This is a genomic window from Culturomica sp., from assembly GCF_003524185.1.
In the GTDB taxonomy this organism is placed as follows: domain Bacteria; phylum Bacteroidota; class Bacteroidia; order Bacteroidales; family Marinifilaceae; genus Culturomica; species Culturomica massiliensis.
In genome coordinates this window covers 183,749-202,181 of record NZ_DOED01000016.1, presented here as the reverse complement: position 1 = coordinate 202,181, position 18,433 = coordinate 183,749, and the positions used below count along the sequence as shown (strand labels likewise).

Sequence of the window (18,433 nt, the reverse complement as noted above, 5' to 3'; positions counted from 1 at the left end):
TCAAAAATCGTAAATTACACAATGAGTCCGTCCCAGTGTGTAATTTTCACCTACCTGTTTCTCAATTTAAAATCTAAAATCTAAAATCATAAACTACCTCTTCGAAACCCTTCTACATATCAGCATTCACCCCAATCGTAAATCAAAAATCGTAAATTACACAATGAGTCCGTCCCAATGTGTAATTTTTCACCTACCTGTTTCTCAATTTAAAATCTAAAATCTAAAATTTAAAATCATAAACCACCTCTTCGAAACCCTTCTACATATCAGCATTCACCCCAATCGTAAATCGTAAATCAAAAATCGTAAATTACACAACAAGTCCGTACCAGTGTGTAATTTTTCACCGATCTTTTTCTCAATTTAAAATCTAAAATCTAAAATTTAAAATTAATTTACCTATCTTGCACCTTATTAATTTAAAATAGAAAAAATCATGATAAAATCATTTACACTTACCTTGGGAGTACTTGTTTTATTCTCTTTATTTCCTGTTTCTGCTCAACAGTCAGCCCCCCGTTCCGGGTATAAATTTAAAGAGATTAAAGACATTCCCGTCACTTCCGTTAAAAACCAGGCGAATACCGGTACTTGTTGGTGTTTCGCTACAATCTCTTTTTTGGAAGCAGAATTACTACGGCAACACAATAAAACCTATGATCTGTCTGAAATGTTTGTCGTACGGAATGCTTACTTTGAAAAAGGGATGCGTTATTTCCGTTTTCAAGGAACCACGAATTTCAGTCAGGGCGGACAAGCACACGACGTTATCGATATGATAAGTAAATACGGTATCGTTCCGGAACAGGAATATCCAGGTCTTCAATACGGTACAACCAATCACTCACACGGGGAATTTGTGAATGGCCTAAGCGGATATATCCAGGGAATCAATAAAAGCCGGGGAATCACGACAGCCTGGCCCAATGCATTTATGGCAATCATTGAAACCTATCTGGGAAAAGCTCCGGAAACATTTACTTACGAAGGTAAAAAATACACACCGGAATCTTTTGCCAAAGAAATCGGTATTCAGCCGGAAGATTATATCGAACTGACCTCATACCAGGCTTATCCGTTTTATCAGCAAGTGGAACTGGAAATTCCGGATAACTGGTTACACGCCCGTTATTACAACGTTCCGCTTGACGATTTGATGGCGATTATGAATAATGCTTTGAAAAACGGGTATACTATTGCCTGGGACGGAGACGTCAGCGAAAAAGGATTCAGCCACAGCAATGGTCTGGCTATTCTACCGACCAGCCAGCCGGAAAATATGAGTAGCAGTGACCGGGCTCGTTTTGAAAAACTGCCGGCAGCAGATAAAAGCAATCTCTACTCATTTGTTTCTCCCGTACCTGAAATACAAGTAAATGACAATAACCGTCAGGAAACTTTTGACAAGCGCGAAACAACCGACGATCACCTGATGCACCTGACAGGTTTGCTGGAAGATCAGAACGGTACTCTTTATTATAAAACTAAAAATTCATGGGGAACAGACAGAAATCCGTTTGAAGGCTATCTTTATATGTCAGAACCCTACGTACGTATGAAAACAACCGCAATTCTGGTTCATAAAAATGCAATTCCTCAAGCTATAAAAGAAAAATTGGGAATCAAAAATTGATAGAAAAATAAAAGATAAAAAACCGGATGCCTTTTTCAAGACTTCCGGTTTTTCATTTTATACTGAAATTCGATATATTACATGTAAACCATTACTGGTCATTCATTGAAATCAGAAATTCTTCGTTAGACTTGGTTTTTTCCAAACGATCTTTTACAAATTCCATTGCTTCGATTGAATTCATATCCGTCAGATAATTTCTCAAGATCCAAATCCGGTTAAGCACTTTGGCATCCAACAATAAATCTTCACGCCGTGTACTGGAAGCAGTAATATCCACAGCCGGATAAATGCGCTTGTTCGACAATTTACGATCGAGTTGTAATTCCATATTACCCGTTCCTTTGAACTCTTCGAATATTACATCATCCATTTTAGAACCGGTTTCCGTAAGTGCCGTGGCCAAAATAGTCAATGAACCACCGTCTTCAATATTACGGGCCGCTCCGAAGAAACGTTTCGGTTTATGTAAAGCATTGGCATCCACACCACCCGAAAGTACTTTTCCGGAAGCCGGAGAAACGGTGTTATAAGCACGGGCTAAACGGGTAATCGAATCAAGTAAAATAACGACGTCATGTCCGCATTCTACCATACGTTTAGCCTTTTCCAGCACAATATTAGCCACCTTTACGTGCCGTTCTGCCGGTTCGTCAAAAGTAGAAGAAATCACTTCAGCATTGACACTACGTGCCATATCTGTCACCTCTTCCGGCCGTTCATCTATCAATAAAATAATCAAATATACTTCAGGATGGTTTGCAGCAATTGCATTTGCAATTTCCTTCAACAAAACCGTCTTACCGGTTTTCGGCTGAGCAACGATCAACCCCCGCTGCCCTTTTCCGATGGGTGCAAACATATCTACAACGCGGGTAGAAATAGTCGCACGTCCATTACCCGTTATATTGAATTTCTCATTGGGGAAAAGAGGCGTCAAATGATCGAAAGGTATGCGGTCACGTACAGCTTCCGGAGACTTACCGTTTATTTTTTCCACTTTAATCAACGGGAAATACTTCTCACCTTCCTTAGGAGGACGAACGGTACCTTCAACTGTATCTCCCGTCTGTAAACCGAACAATTTAATCTGACTTTGAGATACATAAATATCATCCGGAGAATTCAGGTAATTGTAATCAGAAGAACGCAAAAAACCGTATCCGTCAGGCATAATTTCCAAAACACCTGAATTGCAGATAATTCCTTCAAATTCATAATATTTATCCCGTTTGTCAAATTTCATCTTTCCGCTTCCGGAATAAGTATTTCCGTTCGGATTACCGGTTTCTCTCTTCTCCTCATACCGATCTTCTGCAACAACCGGCTGATCCGGCTGTACAGACGGCATTTCTTCTACCTCCGGCTGATATTCGTAATTATCCCTGGTATAATCTTCCTCCTGCTCTACGACTCCAAAATCCAAATCTTTCTCTAAAACATCCCGATGCTGAATATGTACATTTTTCTCCCGCTTCTGACGATCCTGAAATTTAGGACGGTTAAACTCTTTCCGCTCCGATGCTTTTCCGGTATTTTTTTTAGTACCATCCTCACTTTCCTGCACCACAATTTCCTTCCTGACATCCTGTTTTACTTCCTCTTTCCGGTTCTCTTCCCGGCTGCTATTGTCCCGCTTATTCTCTTCAAGCGGTTTGTCTTCCCGTTTATTGTCTTCCCGTTTTGCAAATTTTTGGACACCTCCTTTGGAGTCACCGACTTTTTCTGCACCGGAACGCACAACACGTACTCTGGGCTTACGTTCTTTCCGCCTATCGTCCTCCGGTTGTCCCGGATTAATTTCTGCAACAACCGGACGGATTTCTGCAGCAGCGACAGCTTGCTGATCTAAAATTTTATATATAAGTTCTTGTTTCTTATAAGCTTCGATGCGCTTGATATTTAAATCTTTTGCAATTTGCCGCAACTCTGTCAGCAATTTGTCATTCAACTCTAAAATGTCGTACATATAACGATGATAATGGATTTTTGATTTGTAGAAATATCATCCGGCAAGAACCGAATGGAAATGAATATGGTGCAAATTTACGAATAAATATTTTTACAACAAAATGGTTAATATTAAATTTAAATATTAAAGGTTATTCAAAAGCGAAATTTTACCGTTATCTACTAACTTCACAATCAATTCCCCAAATAACGTATTCGCCCAGGCAAACCAGGAACGTGAAAATTTCTCCGGCTTATTCATATGGAATGACTCGTGCATAAAACCCGTCCCGGCATCTGTATCCCGAAGAGTTCTGATACATTTCCGGATTTCCCCGTCGTCTGTAGACGTCATCGCCTTCATAATAATACTCATCGGCCATATCATATCGTATCCGATATGGGGGCCTCCAATTCCTTCTGCTGCCGTACCTTTGAAAAAGAAAGGATTATCATTACTCCAAACCATCCTGCGTGTATTCTGATATACCGGATCTTTTACAGATATCGTCCCCAAATAAGGCATTGCCAACAAACTGGGAACATTGGCATCGTCCATAAAATAATGATTCCCGAAACCATCTGTTTCATAAGCATACACTTTACCGTATTTCGGATGGGTAACAATAGCATACCGATTGATCGCCGTCTGCACCTCTGCCGCCAATGCCTTGCATTCCGCCGCCAAAGTAGAATTACCTGTTACCTTTTCCGCAATCTCCGCCATCTGCCGCAAAGAAGTTACCGCAAACAGATTGGAGGGTATCAGAAAGCCAAATGTCGTTGCATCGTCGGATGGACGGAAACAGGATACAATCAATCCTACCGGATTTACCGGATTACCCCAACCGTCATTATTTAAAGTATCCAATTGTCGTTCTGTCCGGCGTTGAAACTTATAAGGTCCTTTCTCTGTCTTGCGTTGTTGCTCTTTAAACGTTTGAATCACCAAACCCATTGCCCGGGTCCATTCTTTATCGAAGACAGAAGTATCTCCTGTAATTTTCCAATAATGATAAGCCAACCGTACCGGATAACATAGCGAATCTATTTCCCATTTCCGCTCATGTATATAAGGTTTCATTTCCGTTAAATCCGAAGCCCATTCACTTGATTCCGTACCATGAGTAAAAGCATTGGCATATCGATCCAGCAATATGCATTGCGTCTGCCTGTTGATAACTCCGGCTACCAGTAAACGCAATTGTTCATCATCCTTACATAATGGGAGATACGGCCATACCTGAGCACCGGAATCTCTCAACCACATCGCATTGATATCGCCGGTAATGACAAAAGTATCCGGTCGCCCGTCTCTCATTTTGAAATCAACCGTCGTATCCAAAGTATTCGGAAAACAATTCTCAAACATCCAGGCCAATTTAGGATCTTTCAACTGCTGCTTGGTATGAATGATCGTATCCTCTACCGCTTTTGAAATAAAATGCCGTTCTTCCAAAGCCGGACGTTTTGTCGTAAAACCGCTTCCAGCCTGCATTCCCCCTGCTATCCCCGAAGTCTCTTTACCCACCACATATTTTAAGGGTGTACCGGCAACTGCGGCAGCAGCAATAGCCAAGCCACTCTTTTTAATAAAATCTCTTCTTGTTACCATAATTATCCAGCTTGTTGATCCACGATTTGAGATCAAATTTATAAGAAATTTCTCCGTTTTCCGACGATACCGTCGAACTGTCATTCAGAACACCGGGGCAATTTACAATTTTTAATTTAAAATCAAAAATTCAAATCTGTATATAAGCTACAGATTTCAGATTTACGATTTTAGATCGTCCCCCTTTTGCTGTTATAGCATTCTGATTATACCCCTCAATCGTAAAATTTCTCAGCTTCTCATTTCAATTTACTCCGATCCAGGTAAATTACTTTCTTCGTTTCAAAAAATTCCTCTTTAAAAAAATCGGGTATATTATAAATCTTTACCGCCTGTTGATAGGCCTTCAATTCTTCCTCAAAATCTCCGCCCTTCAGATACAACAGCCCGTTAGCCAATTTATTACGGGACTCCGTATTGAATTTATTTTTCACCAATCCGACAAAGGCCGGAAATGCAGTTACCGCACGACTGACAATAAAATCAAATTTTTCTTTTACTTGTTCTACCCGGATTTGTTCGGCTTTTACATTTTCCAATCCCAATGCTTCAGCTACTCCTCGTACCACTTTTATCTTTTTACCGATAGAATCCACCAAATAAAAATGACTGTCCGGAAATAAAATAGCCAGCGGAATGCCCGGAAAACCGCCTCCCGTTCCGACATCCATAATATGAGTTCCCTTTTCAAAAGATAGCACTTTAGCTATAGCCAAAGAATGGAGGACATGGTGAATATACAATGAATCGATATCTTTCCTCGAAATTACATTTATTTTCTCATTCCATTCCCGGTATAGCTCACCTAAACCACCGAAAAGCTCTTTTTGTTCTTTTGTCAATTCAGGGAAATAATTTGCGATAAGTTCTGCTCCAATCATATATATATCTAATATGGAATTTTTATTCCTGCTTTTTCAAACTCTTCGTGTTATACAAAGGCATGATCAATAAACAAAACGCTCCGACAACAATATACAGAAGCGTCATTGTTCCATGCGTCAGCAAAGCAAATGTACGGCACATATTTTCAATTCCCGGAGTATGGGGCAAATACACCAACAAAGCGGCTATCACCATAGCGTGCCAGGAACCGATGCCGCCCTGAGCCGGCATAACCATTCCATAACTGCTCAACACAAAAATCGTCAAGGCTATCAGTGCACCTAAATCAGATGTAAATTCAAAACAGAAAAAGCAAACGTAAAACATCAGGTAATACATCAACCAGATAAAAAGCGAATAAAATACAAACAACCACTTGTGCTTCACACGCTTTACGGTTAACAATCCCTCCTTCATTCCCTGCCAAAAATTTCTCAACCGTTCGTGAAAAGAAGTTTTTCTCAAAAGCCGCCATACAATATACAATGCCAATACCAATCCCACCGCAAAAACAAAAAACCAGGAAGAATGAAAAAAAGAAACGATTTTTTCCTCCACTTCCCGGTTATCTTCTAAAAAAATTCCGATTTGCTTAAACTGAGTAAATACTACGACTAATGTCAATGCGACCAATATACCCAAATCGATAACCCGCTCCGCCACAACTGTTCCGAATAATTTCGAGAAAGGTACACGCTCGTATTTACTGACAACCCCACACCGGGTAAATTCGCCCATCCGGGGCAAAGCAATATTCGCCAGATAACCGATCATCACTCCCATAAAACTATTTGCCAAACGAATATTATATCCCATCGAACGAGTCAGCAATTGCCATCTCAATGCCCGGCAAAGATGACTTAAAAGCCCCATGCCGATAGCTACCCAAATCCAGGTATAATCGACATCCTCTTTCAATATTTTCTCCGCCTCGCTCCAGTTCTGGTTCCGATATACCAACCAAAATAAAAGGGAGGTGATCCCTAAAAAAACAAAAAACTTAACTATCCGTTTATAAACAAGAGGCATCGTGCTAATTTTGATTGCTGCAAAAGTATATAAATTAATGCTTATCGAACATAATTTTCAACCTATTTTATATAGTTTTTAAATCCGGATTTTCAATTTATGATTTTCGGCTATTCCCAAAGAAAATCATTATCCGTATTCCGGATTCTCTTTTTATACCCAAAATTGTTTTAAATTTTAGTACCTGATAAAGTGCTTGCCCATTCATTAATTTAAAATTTACAATCCAATATTTACAATTAAATTGTACTTTTGCATCATGAGTATTGTTAAAGCTAAAAAAAGTCTGGGACAGCATTTTCTGAAAGATCAGAATATTGCACGTAAAATTACTGACAGTCTGCTTCCGATGACAAGCGAAGTACTGGAAATAGGTCCGGGAATGGGTGTACTTACACGACATTTGTTCGCCGACAACCGTTTTTCTGTACGAGCAATCGACATCGATAGCGAATCGATCGAATATTTACATAACGAACTACCGGAACAACGGGAACGGATTTTATTCGGAGATTTTCTGAAAACCGACATCAGCCATTGGTACAACTCTCCTTTCTCTATTATCGGTAATCTTCCTTACAACATATCATCTCAGATTTTTTTCCGCATCATCGAAAATAAACACTTGGTGAAACAGGCGGTATGCATGATACAAAAAGAAGTCGCAGAAAGAATAGCCGCCTCTCATGGAAATAAAACGTATGGCATTTTAAGTGTTTTTTTACAAACATTCTACCGTATCGAATATCTCTTTACCGTCAGTGAAAATGTTTTCGATCCGCCGCCGAAAGTAAAATCCGCAGTCATACGTCTGACCCGTAACGAAAGGGAACAGTTACCCTGTAATGAAAAATTGTTTTTCAATATCGTTAAAACCGGATTCAACCAACGCCGTAAAACTTTACGCAACTCAATACGACAGATCACACCGGCAAACTTTACCTCGGACTATCTAAATCTACGTCCGGAACAGTTGAGTGTAGACGATTTCATTACACTCTGCCGGCAGATCGAAGAATTTAATGCCTGTCATACATCTTAAATTTCATTGCCATGCTTCAGTTTGAGCTTACCCACGAATTCCTGAGTCAAATCGAAGAGTTGATCGATGCCGGTAACAAAGAACAAGTTTCCGGGTTACTCAAAGATCTGCATCCGGCGGATGTTGCAGAAATTTTAGAAGAACTGGATAACGAACGGGCACAATTCGTCTTTTTACTACTGGATAACGAAAAAGGCAGCGATGTACTTGCAGAAATCGACGAAGAGGAACGCAATCGCTTTCTGGCTTCTTTTCCTCCTGAAATTATTGCCAAACGCTTCATCGACCATATGGAATCCGATGACGCTGCCGATGTTGTCGGGAGCCTCTCCGACGAGCAACAACACGAGGTATTATCCCATATGGACGACCTGGAACAAGCCGGAGATATTGTCGACTTGCTGCATTATGACGAAGATACTGCCGGAGGTTTGATGGCAAAAGAATTGGTGGTCGTCAATGAAAACTGGACCGTTCTCACCTGTCTGCGCGAATTGAGCCGTCAAGCTGAAAATATCGACGAAATTTACAACGTTTATGTCGTCGACGACGATAACAAACTAAAGGGACGTCTATCACTGAAAAAGATGATTCTTTCCCCGACCTCTGCCAAAATCAGTAATCTGTATTACGAAGACATTATATCTGTAAAAACCGATGAGCCGGCAGAATCCGTAGCCCGTATTATGCAGAAATACGACCTCGTAGCCATTCCGGTTGTCGATTCTCTGGGACGCCTGGCAGGACGGATTACAATCGACGACGTCGTCGATGTTATCCGCGAAGAGGCCGAGAGAGACTATCAGATGATGTCCGGTATCAGCCAGGACGTGGAGACATCAGACAGCATCTGGTCGCAAACCAAAGCCCGCTTGCCTTGGCTGATCATCGCCCTCTTTGGAGGAATGGTCTCTGCGTATATGATTTCCCGTTACGAAGCGGAAATAGCTCTTTTTCCGGTAACTGCCATGTTTATTCCCGTCATTACAGCTATGGGAGGAAATGTTGGCATTCAATCTTCAGCCATCGTAGTACAAGGATTAGCCTCAAACTCATTGAGCCTTAAAAACGGATTCCACAATATCATCAAAGAGATCGGCGGAGCACTGATCAATGCTACGATTTGCTCTTCCATTATTTTTCTCCTGACTCTTTGTTTCAATCTCAATTCATTGGCCATGCCGTTGACCGTTACCCTTTCCCTATTCATTGTTATCCTGTTTGCTTCGATCTTCGGAACAGCCTTTCCCCTATTGCTCAACAGATTAAATATTGATCCGGCCTTAGCAACAGGCCCTTTCATTACACTGACCAATGACATCATCGGCCTGAACATATACCTGCTTACAGGCAATGCTATTTTATCCTGTTTCTAACTTACGGGTTGAATAGTCCGGCCGGCCACCCTGATATAAGTCAGTAAAACAATATTCATAATCAAAGCATATACAATCGAAGGAATGGCTATAATTTCACTGTTAAATATAAAGGGACTGGTTGCGATAGCTATCCCCTGAGCGGCATTCTGCATACCGATTTCAATGACAATTGTACGCCTTTCTCTCCCCTGCAGGCGCATAAGCCAGGATAAGCCGCCCCCAACGGCCATAGCCGACAAAATAAGCATTCCGATACACACACCTAATTGTCCGATATGTACAAGAATCACCCGGTAATGCTGTACAAAAAATACTGTCGCCAATAAAAGAAGTGCCGGAAAAGCTATTTTATTCAACAAACGCCTTACTTTTTCTGCCCTTTCCGGAGCGTATCGTTTGTATAGTACCCCCAGAACAACCGGCAGTAAAGTCAAGACCAGATTCTGGATAATCAAACGCCCCACCGGCAAATGCATCCTAAAATCTTCCTGATTACCCACCAAATGAAACGCAAAAGCCATGATCACAGGAATCGTAAAAAGAGTAATCACACTGCTGAGAGCTGTAAGACTGACAGAAAGCGCTACATCTCCTTTCGCAATCATGGAAAACACATTGGACGAACTGCCCCCCGGAGAACAAGCAATCAGCACCAAGCCGACAAAAAAAAGAGCATCCAAACGGAAAAACAAGCCCAACCCTATTGCCAATAGAGGCAAAACCACAATCTGTCCGACAAGCCCGACAAACACCGGCCGGGGACGCTTATAAAAAAGAAGAAAATCCCTGATATTTAGTTCCAATCCCAGTTCGAACATCAAAAGGGTAAGAATCGGTAATACTATAAAAATCGTATTCATAATTCCAACTGAATCAATAAATCCTGTAACCTCATAAAGTTACAAATGCCATTTCATACAAATTCAAGGTCTGCAAAGATAAAGTAAAATAAATACCGACCATAAGAATTTTTAGATGATAAAGTTCACTTTTTACAAAAAACAACGTAAAATTGTAATTGTAGATTTTGGATTTACGATTTTAAACTGGGCTTGTCATTCCATGCTGCCAGAAAAGAAATATTGTAAATCAAAAAGTAATAAATGAACTGATAAAACTTATTATTATGGAACGAAATTTAAAAGAAGCCCTGAAACACAGACGCAGTTACTATGCGATAGAGGCTCAATCACCGATACCCGATGAAAAAATCGAGGAAATCGTCCGCTTTGTATTGGAAACGACTCCTTCTGCATTTAATTCACAATCGACACGTTTGGTGTTATTGTTGGGAGAACAACACAAAAAATTCTGGCAAATCGTAAAAGATACCTTACAAAAAATCATATCAGAACAGGCTTTTAAAGCTACTGAAAATAAAATTAACAACTCCTTTGCTTCCGGTTACGGTACCGTTCTGTTTTTTGAGGACGAAGCCATCGTTGAAGGATTACAAAAAGCTTTTCCCTTATATGAAAGCAAATTCCCGGAATGGTCGGAACACACATCGGCTATGCATCAGCTTGCCACATGGACCATGCTCGAAGATGCCGGATTCGGAGCATCATTGCAACATTACAATCCATTGATTGATACCGCCGTTATTGCTGAGTGGAAATTACCGGAACATTGGAAACTGATAGCACAAATGCCATTCGGAACACCTTTGCTTGTTCCTGATAAAAAAGAAATAAAACCGATCCACGACAGGCTGAAGATTTTCAAATAAGAGTTGCTCTGAAATAAAACGATACTACTCCTATCCCATAATTTTCGATCGGAAATTACATTTTTTCCTCCGATAAAGAAAACTATGGGATTTTTTTGTATTTTTATCCCGACTTTTCAAAAGAAAATTAGTTATGAAGTTTGTAATACTTGCGGCCTTTAAGGTGAGGTGACACAAAACACTTTTATTTATTACATACAGCTGCTTCGAAAGTTGTAGCATAACTAATTTTATTATAATCATGGATAATTGGAAAAAAAAGTTTGCCATCATCTGGGCAGGACAACTGTTCTCTATATTAAGTAGCGCTATCGTCGGCTATGCCGTCATTTTCTGGTTGAGCATAGAGACCCGTAGTGCTGAGGTCCTTGCGCTATCTGTCATGGCCAGCTTATTACCACAGGCTGTTTTAGGCCCGTTTGCAGGAGTATATGTAGACCGGTGGAAACGGAAAAGGACAATGATAGCTGCCGATATGTTTGTCGCTTTATGCTCTTTCATATTAGGATTACTGTTTTATTACGACATGGCGGAATTAGAATACATCTATCTGTTACTGGCTTTACGAAGCGTCGGAAATGCGTTTCACTCCCCTGCCATGCAAGCTGCCATACCTTTACTTGCTCCCGAATCCGAATTAATGCGTATAGCCGGCGTCAATCAGGCTATTCAGTCGGCCAGTAGCATTGCCGGACCGGCACTAGGTGCCATCCTGATCACCTCGTTCAACATGACGACAGTGATGCTCTGTGACGTTGCCGGAGCACTGATCGCCTGCACCGCCTTATTATTCGTATTTATTCCCGACCCGGCCCAAAAAGAGATAAAAGAAAAACCGAGTGTTATCCGGGAAATGAAAGAAGGTCTGCAAGAAGTGAGACGACACAAAGGCATTGCCTGGTTAATGGGAATCTCTGTTTTAGTCACTTTCTTTTTGATGCCTGTTGCTACCCTATTCCCTCTGATGACAGTCGTACACTTCGAAGGCAGTACATTCCAAATGAGCCTGATAGAAATGATATGGGGTGGTGGCACATTAACCGGAGGACTTATCTTAGGTATCTGGAAATTCAAAGTACGAAAAGTAATACTGATTAACATATCCTATCTGGTTCTGGGAGCCTATCTGATAGGCTCGGGGCTTTTACCCACCGGCGGTTTCACCCTGTTTGTTCTCCTTACAGTCATCGGAGGGCTGTCCGCTCCCTTTTACAGCAGTCCTTTTACAACATTGCTGCAAACCTACATTGCCCCTACGGCTTTAGGCCGGGTATTCTCTCTATTCGGAAGCCTGAGTTTGCTGCCGGCTGTCATCGGACTATTGGCTACCGGATTCATTGCCGATCATATTGGTATTACCCGTGCTTTTATATACGCAGGCACCATCATAACCCTGCTGGGAATATTTTCTTTCTCCGTCACATCAATCATGCAATTGGAGAAAAAGAAACGCCATACAAATACTAAAATATAAACTAAAGTTATATGCAATTACATCTTGTTTACTTTTCACCGACACATACGAGCCGTACTATCGGACGTTCGATAGCCCTGGGATGCAATACGGACAATATCACCGAAACCGATTTAACTTACCGGCCCCCCGGCCAACCGATAGTAATACAGGCAGATATAGCCATCGTCGCCGTTCCGGTATACGGGGGACGTGTTGCAGAAACGGCAATGGAGCGTCTGCAATGGATAAAAGGGCAACAGACACCCGTTATTCCGGTAGTCGTATACGGCAACCGGGATTATGAAGATGCCTTGCTGGAACTGACGGACCATTTGAAAAATACAGGGTTCTGTCCGCTGGCAGCAGCAGCCTTTATCGGCGAACATTCCTACAGCCGGACGGATATGCCGATTGCAGGCGGACGACCGGATGCTGCCGACCAAACCGCAGCAATAACATTCGGGTGCAAAGCCGTTGAAAAATGGAATGCAGCAAAACAAAAAACAGTATTTCCAGAACCGCATATTCCGGGAAATTATCCGTATAAAATAAAAGGTCCGAAAACTCCGGCAGCCCCCGTCACCTCTTCCGAAAAATGTATCCAATGCGGTATATGTTCGGAAGTATGCCCGACCGAAGCCATATCCGGAACAATTCCCGTAAGCGACCCGGCCCTTTGCATCAAATGTTGTGCCTGTGTAAAAGAATGTCCGGCCGAAGCCCGGATATTCAATACCCCTTACACAGCTATGCTATTCGAAAAATGCAGCGCCCGGAAAGAACCTGAAACGTGGTTTTGAAATCGTCATCTATAAACTTCATACGTAATATGCACAAATAGATTTACCGTTAAAATAAAACAGTCGAAATTACCCTTTTGTGTAGTAGCTATCTTGTTCTAATGTCCTACTTTTACATTGTCTATCAAAAATATATATTATGGAAGAAAGATATTGTAGAAATCGTATTTACGTTAAGGAATCAGAACAAGAAGCTATAAAGAAATACAGGATTCTGCTAGGAGGTGCAGGCATAGGCAGTATAATCGCAGAATGTGCTTTGAGATTTGGTTTTGAGAATATCACAATAGTGGACGGTGACAAGGTTGAATTAAGCAATTTAAATCGTCAAAACTATGAAGAATCGGATCTCGGTCACTATAAGGCAGAAAGATTAGCTCATCGGCTGTTACGTATAAACCCGGAAGCTAAAATAGATTTTCATACCTGTTATATAAATAAAGACAATGTAGAAGAATTAATAAAAGGACATGATGTAGCTATCAATGCTTTGGATTTTAAATCCGATATCCCTTTTATCTTTGATAAGTTATGCCAGAAATCCGATATCCCTGTATTACATCCCTATAATTTCGGTTGGGCCGGTTTTCTTACCGTAGTAAAGCCAAAGGGATTTAAATTATCCCTATTGTCGCATACGCCTGAAGGTTTTGAAGTGAAGATGGCTCAATATGTTTCCAAATACAGTTCCTTTTGGAATATTTCGAGGCCCTGGCTCGATCAGGTGATAGACACGTTCAAAAAAGAAAAGGGTGTTCGACCGGCTCCCCAGCTATCTATCGGCTCCTGGATTGCTGCAGGATTTTGTGTAAATGTGATGTACAATCTGGCAACAGAAAAGGAAGTAAAAACTTTTCCCAAATTCTACTTATCATCCATCTATTGCGACAATAATTAAATTACAGCAGTTTATAATTGGTTGCAAAAGACAATGCCTCGGTTATATTTTTTACATTTAGTCTTTCAAAAAGTCTTCTTTTATAGAATTTAACCGTATCTATGGCAATACATAGTTTATCAGAAATCTCATTCATGGTATACCCCCTTGCAGATAGGGAAAGTATATCCTTTTCCCTGTCGGACAGTTCCAATCCCTCATTTATATTCCAGCGATGTCCCTCTAAAGAATATTCCCAAAACTCGGTTTGTCCTTGTTTACGTATCTCTATATGACCGGGAGATTCATGTGCCGATAAGGATACAAAACAAGCCGCCAACCATATTTTCCCGTCATCCGTTAAAATAACAGGAGTCAGTTTATGATTGATCAATGTTGCTTTTCGTCCGGAAATAATATGAAAATCATAAGATATGCTATAAGACAACCTCTCTTCTAAATCCAGCTTATCAAAAAAATTGAACCCTGCTTTATTCAGCTCCATCAGCATGGATTGTTCTTTTTCCGGAACATGTTGTATGTAAAACAAATAGCCCATATCCCGGACTTCTTCCGAAGTATGGCCACATAAAAACAACGGATTATCGGAAACATACAAAAAATTCTTTTTATAATAATCGATAATATAAAGACTCTGATAGGTTGTCCGGGATATCGCATCAAATACTTTTGATAATGATTTTACACGTTCATATTCCTCCTCGGATATATTATGTATAAGATTCGTGGCTGTAAAATAATCTTCTATCGTCATTGAATATATTTAAATATTTATCAATTGTAAATATATATTATTTATGTAAAATCTACAAACAATTAATACACAAAAGTGTAGAAATGCCGTTCACATCTTCTCAAATACACTTTTGTGTAACATGCTTTATTCACCGAAAAATAATTTTGACATATCAAAATAAAAATGATATGAAACGATTAATTATTACAAACGGTGATTACAACATTTATCAAGTCGATAAAAACTATTTGTACGCTATTGCCAAATTTGTCGTTCTTGAAAATTATAAACATCATACAAATGATGTTTGTTCGAAAAATACAGAAGAGGATATATTGAAGGTATATAAAGAAGAATTACAATTTTCCTCCGTTGCTTATCTATTCATTGCTGAAAATCACCGAGGCAAACTGATCGGGTGTATCCGGGTAATGAAATGGGATAAAATAACCCGCCTCCCCATTCATAAAATATTTAATATAAATCTACAAAAATGCATTCCTTGTAGTGAAGCAAAATCATTCTGGCATATCGGACGATTTGCAATAGATTCGCTGAATAGCAGGTCTTCCATCCTATTATTCAAACAACTCATGATATGTGCCGTACACCAGATCATTTGTGATACCCACGGTTGTATGATCGCAGAGACAGATAGTAAGCTATTACGCATACTGCAATTATTAGGCATTCAAACTCACACCCTGGGGCCGGGCGTCATTTACCTGGGTTCTGAAACGATCCCGCTATATGCTACAAAGTTTGGTCTGAGTAAATTTTACAATTCTCACCGTCATCTATTATGTAATCTTAATATTTCACACAATGTGCAATTAGAAACGGCTTAACCGACTACACAAAAGTGTAGAAATCACAGAACAACATACCGTTTTACACTTTTGTGTAATTCACAAGTCAACAGTATTTAGAACTTTGCATACAGGAACCCTTTAAAACACATTACGATGAAAGCCACAGGATTACTTTTCTTGATCATGATCAGCTCAAACATCCTATTTGCACAGCAAATAACAGGTAAAATTGTAGACGAGCATAACAATCCTCTTGAGTTTGCCAATATCGTCCTTTTAAGTTTACCGGATTCCACTTTTATCACAGGAACAGTGAGTGATGTGAACGGACATTTTTATATAAAAGAGAAAATAACGGCCGACGCCTGCCTCCGGATCACCCTTATCGGTTATACCACGAAAATAATACCGGCTGAATCAAACCGTGTTATTACTCTGAAACCACAGGCATTTATGTTGAATGATGTCGTAATCAGGGCTGAAAGAATAAAAAGAAACCCCAATGGCTATGTTGTAAACTTAAAAAACGACCGTTCTGTCAAGGGGAAAAAAACAGATGAGTTATTGACACAATTACCGGGTATAACAAGCGAAGACGGCTCTTTGAAAATTTTATTCCAATCGGCAAGTGCCATCTACCTGAATGGAGTAAAAATAAAAAATGAACAGGAATTACAGGCCATACCCGCTGACTACCTCGAATCGGTAGAAGTCAATTATATGGCCGGTAGTGATGAAATGGCCAGTGCACAGGGGGGAATTATCCGTATTAAACTAAAAAAAGAAAATGAAGGGGGATATTCGGGAAATTTATTTGCAGAGATTCAGGAAATGCCGGAATACGGACATACGGGCGAAAATATTTCAAACGTATTCAGCTATCAGTATAAAAAATTAAACGTTTACAATGTGATATCGTTCCGCCATAATCAGGCTATAGGCGATACCGAAAACAACCGTTGGTTCAAAGAAAGCGAATCCCTTATCTCTTCGAAAGAGAAATACAGAAACTGGTATAAATATTTCTATGACCGGTTAAGCCTGACTTATGATATAAAGGCGAATCATACCTTGGGTATATCGTTCTTTTATGCGAATAATAATGAAAATCCGACCCGCATTTCAGACACGAAAATTACAGAAAACGAACAAATCGCTGAACAACATTCCGTAACCCGTTCTCCCTACCGATATAATATGTATCAGGGTACATTCAATTACAACTGGACCATCGGCAAAAAAGGAACTGCTTTTTCACTGACAGCCGATTATCTACGGAATAACGAGCGTCAGACACTGACATCCCAACTGACCGAGCCGACAATAGTAACAGACGGAGACAGCCGCTCCCGGCAAAATACAGACATGTTTCGTATTAAGCCGGCATTTGTCCTGCCTTTTAATAAAAACTCAAAACTCATTGCAGGAGTCGACTACCAATACATCCGGACAAAATTACATTTGACGGATCATATACATACCGACCAAAACGAACACTCTACAATGTATGGTTATGTACCTGCCATATTCAGCAGTTTTTCAGGGCGGAAAAAAGCACTGCAATATGAAGTAGGCTTGAGGGTACAACAAAATAAAATGAAATATGTGGCAGAAGAAACCGGTACTTCTACCCAAAACAGCAATTGGGGAGTTTTCCCTTCCGCAAGTCTGATGTATATGCTAAACGGGAAAAAAGGACATCTTATTAATTTACAATATAAACGAATGATGGATGATATCCCCTATAGCTTAATAAGTCCTTATAAACTTTATGAATCCCCCAATTTTTATACAAGGGGAAATCCGGATCTGATTTCACCAACCAGCCATCAGGTAATGGGAATGATGGTATTATTCAATAAAATTTCTCTGATGGGCGGTTATATCTATTATAAAGATCAGATTTATTATGCAACGGAAGTCGATCCCGATAGCCCCAATGTTAGCTATAGCATACCCCGGAACGGAGACCATCAATCTTTGAAACTATTTGGCTTAGAAGGACGTTTTCAACTTTTCAAATGGTGGAAAATCAAAGCAATAGCCAGACTTGTTTTACATTCTGCCGAATCGGCTACTTTTTCAGTCCATAATCAGGACAAATACTATTTCGCATTGAATAATACCTTTGAATTCACGCCTTCATTCGGAGCAGGTATCAATTGCTTTTATGAACCCGATTATCACTATATGGACAGAATTTATAAGCAGGTGTGTGACGTCAGCGGAAATATATACAAAAGATTCTTTGATAATAAACTTGAAATACAATTCCGTTTCAAACCTTACCGGAAAGGGCGGATACTGCTGACCGACACCCCGGAATACGAATCGCGTGCGATCAATAACACCAAAGAAGAATATATCAGATTCTCTCTTACGTATTTCTTCAAAGGAGGTAAAAAAGTGAATGTCAAACGGACAGAAAGTATTCAGAGTTACGAAAAAATAGAAGATACTAAATAA

The 18,433-nt window shown here is 40.1% G+C and carries 15 protein-coding genes; 9 read left to right on the top strand and 6 right to left on the bottom strand.

Annotated features, from left to right (window positions below; all coding sequences use genetic code 11):
* Positions 1-439 precede the first annotated feature (439 nt).
* Positions 440-1,636 (top strand): C1 family peptidase, encoded by a 1,197-nt coding sequence (locus tag DD657_RS07175; RefSeq protein ID WP_068689954.1) that lies wholly within the window; start codon positions 440-442, stop codon positions 1,634-1,636.
* 91 nt (positions 1,637-1,727) lie between these two features.
* On the opposite strand, the gene rho is transcribed toward DD657_RS07175, so the two are convergent.
* From rho to DD657_RS07155, 4 genes are all read right to left on the bottom strand, one after another.
* On the bottom strand, positions 1,728-3,605 hold the full coding sequence (gene rho, locus DD657_RS07170; RefSeq protein WP_021988425.1) for a transcription termination factor Rho: 1,878 nt from the start codon (positions 3,603-3,605) through the stop codon (positions 1,728-1,730).
* A 126-nt stretch (positions 3,606-3,731) separates the two neighbouring features.
* Positions 3,732-5,201: a glycoside hydrolase family 125 protein gene (locus DD657_RS07165; RefSeq protein WP_021988424.1), complete on the bottom strand. Its 1,470-nt coding sequence runs from the start codon at positions 5,199-5,201 to the stop codon at positions 3,732-3,734.
* 239 nt (positions 5,202-5,440) lie between these two features.
* Entirely contained in the window at positions 5,441-6,082 is a 642-nt protein-coding gene (rsmG, locus tag DD657_RS07160; RefSeq protein WP_021988423.1) for a 16S rRNA (guanine(527)-N(7))-methyltransferase RsmG, read from the bottom strand.
* A gap of 22 nt (positions 6,083-6,104) precedes the next feature.
* Positions 6,105-7,115 (bottom strand): lysylphosphatidylglycerol synthase transmembrane domain-containing protein, encoded by a 1,011-nt coding sequence (locus tag DD657_RS07155; protein ID WP_021988422.1) that lies wholly within the window; start codon positions 7,113-7,115, stop codon positions 6,105-6,107.
* Between the two features lie 259 nt (positions 7,116-7,374).
* Here DD657_RS07155 and rsmA point away from each other — a divergent pair, with 259 nt between their 5' ends.
* Both rsmA and mgtE read left to right on the top strand, forming a co-directional pair.
* Positions 7,375-8,157, top strand: a complete 783-nt coding sequence (rsmA, locus tag DD657_RS07150) for a 16S rRNA (adenine(1518)-N(6)/adenine(1519)-N(6))-dimethyltransferase RsmA (protein ID WP_287049232.1) — start codon at positions 7,375-7,377, stop codon at positions 8,155-8,157.
* 11 nt (positions 8,158-8,168) lie between these two features.
* Positions 8,169-9,533 (top strand): magnesium transporter, encoded by a 1,365-nt coding sequence (gene mgtE / locus DD657_RS07145; protein WP_021988420.1) that lies wholly within the window; start codon positions 8,169-8,171, stop codon positions 9,531-9,533.
* Here the strand turns inward: mgtE and DD657_RS07140 are convergent.
* Positions 9,530-10,396, bottom strand: coding sequence for a bile acid:sodium symporter family protein (locus tag DD657_RS07140; RefSeq protein WP_287049231.1), 867 nt, complete (start codon positions 10,394-10,396; stop codon positions 9,530-9,532). The genes mgtE and DD657_RS07140 overlap by 4 nt on opposite strands.
* Before the next feature lie 266 nt (positions 10,397-10,662).
* On the opposite strand from DD657_RS07140, the gene DD657_RS07135 reads away from it, so the two are divergent.
* From DD657_RS07135 to DD657_RS07120, 4 genes are all read left to right on the top strand, one after another.
* The gene (locus tag DD657_RS07135; RefSeq protein ID WP_021988418.1) at positions 10,663-11,265 is read left to right on the top strand and encodes a nitroreductase family protein; all 603 of its coding nucleotides are present in this window, start codon (positions 10,663-10,665) and stop codon (positions 11,263-11,265) included.
* Between the two features lie 241 nt (positions 11,266-11,506).
* Positions 11,507-12,739 (top strand): MFS transporter, encoded by a 1,233-nt coding sequence (locus DD657_RS07130; protein WP_021988417.1) that lies wholly within the window; start codon positions 11,507-11,509, stop codon positions 12,737-12,739.
* Positions 12,740-12,750: 11 nt separating this feature from the next.
* On the top strand, positions 12,751-13,521 hold the full coding sequence (locus tag DD657_RS07125) for a 4Fe-4S binding protein (RefSeq protein WP_287049228.1): 771 nt from the start codon (positions 12,751-12,753) through the stop codon (positions 13,519-13,521).
* Positions 13,522-13,660: 139 nt separating this feature from the next.
* Positions 13,661-14,419: a ThiF family adenylyltransferase gene (locus tag DD657_RS07120; protein ID WP_287049226.1), complete on the top strand. Its 759-nt coding sequence runs from the start codon at positions 13,661-13,663 to the stop codon at positions 14,417-14,419.
* 1 nt (position 14,420) lies between these two features.
* Here DD657_RS07120 and DD657_RS07115 read toward each other — a convergent pair whose 3' ends face one another.
* Positions 14,421-15,173 carry a helix-turn-helix domain-containing protein gene (locus tag DD657_RS07115; protein WP_021988414.1) on the bottom strand — a complete coding sequence of 251 codons (753 nt, stop codon included), beginning with the start codon at positions 15,171-15,173 and terminating at the stop codon, positions 14,421-14,423.
* Positions 15,174-15,343: 170 nt separating this feature from the next.
* Between DD657_RS07115 and DD657_RS07110 the strand changes: the two genes are divergently transcribed.
* Complete coding sequence (locus DD657_RS07110) at positions 15,344-16,003, top strand: hypothetical protein (protein ID WP_273133548.1); 660 nt, start codon at positions 15,344-15,346, stop codon at positions 16,001-16,003.
* A gap of 117 nt (positions 16,004-16,120) precedes the next feature.
* Positions 16,121-18,433: a TonB-dependent receptor gene (locus DD657_RS07105; RefSeq protein ID WP_287049223.1), complete on the top strand. Its 2,313-nt coding sequence runs from the start codon at positions 16,121-16,123 to the stop codon at positions 18,431-18,433.

Coding starts and splice junctions, on each gene's coding strand:
- DD657_RS07135 (WP_021988418.1), top strand. CDS start 10,663: ATGGAACGAAATTTAAAAGAAGCCCTGAAACACAGACGCAGTTACTAT.
- rho (WP_021988425.1), bottom strand. CDS start 3,605: ATGTACGACATTTTAGAGTTGAATGACAAATTGCTGACAGAGTTGCGG.
- DD657_RS07120 (WP_287049226.1), top strand. CDS start 13,661: ATGGAAGAAAGATATTGTAGAAATCGTATTTACGTTAAGGAATCAGAA.
- DD657_RS07115 (WP_021988414.1), bottom strand. CDS start 15,173: ATGACGATAGAAGATTATTTTACAGCCACGAATCTTATACATAATATA.
- DD657_RS07155 (WP_021988422.1), bottom strand. CDS start 7,115: ATGCCTCTTGTTTATAAACGGATAGTTAAGTTTTTTGTTTTTTTAGGG.
- DD657_RS07140 (WP_287049231.1), bottom strand. CDS start 10,396: ATGAATACGATTTTTATAGTATTACCGATTCTTACCCTTTTGATGTTC.
- rsmG (WP_021988423.1), bottom strand. CDS start 6,082: ATGATTGGAGCAGAACTTATCGCAAATTATTTCCCTGAATTGACAAAA.
- DD657_RS07130 (WP_021988417.1), top strand. CDS start 11,507: ATGGATAATTGGAAAAAAAAGTTTGCCATCATCTGGGCAGGACAACTG.
- DD657_RS07105 (WP_287049223.1), top strand. CDS start 16,121: ATGAAAGCCACAGGATTACTTTTCTTGATCATGATCAGCTCAAACATC.
- DD657_RS07165 (WP_021988424.1), bottom strand. CDS start 5,201: ATGGTAACAAGAAGAGATTTTATTAAAAAGAGTGGCTTGGCTATTGCT.
- mgtE (WP_021988420.1), top strand. CDS start 8,169: ATGCTTCAGTTTGAGCTTACCCACGAATTCCTGAGTCAAATCGAAGAG.
- rsmA (WP_287049232.1), top strand. CDS start 7,375: ATGAGTATTGTTAAAGCTAAAAAAAGTCTGGGACAGCATTTTCTGAAA.
- DD657_RS07175 (WP_068689954.1), top strand. CDS start 440: ATGATAAAATCATTTACACTTACCTTGGGAGTACTTGTTTTATTCTCT.
- DD657_RS07125 (WP_287049228.1), top strand. CDS start 12,751: ATGCAATTACATCTTGTTTACTTTTCACCGACACATACGAGCCGTACT.
- DD657_RS07110 (WP_273133548.1), top strand. CDS start 15,344: ATGAAACGATTAATTATTACAAACGGTGATTACAACATTTATCAAGTC.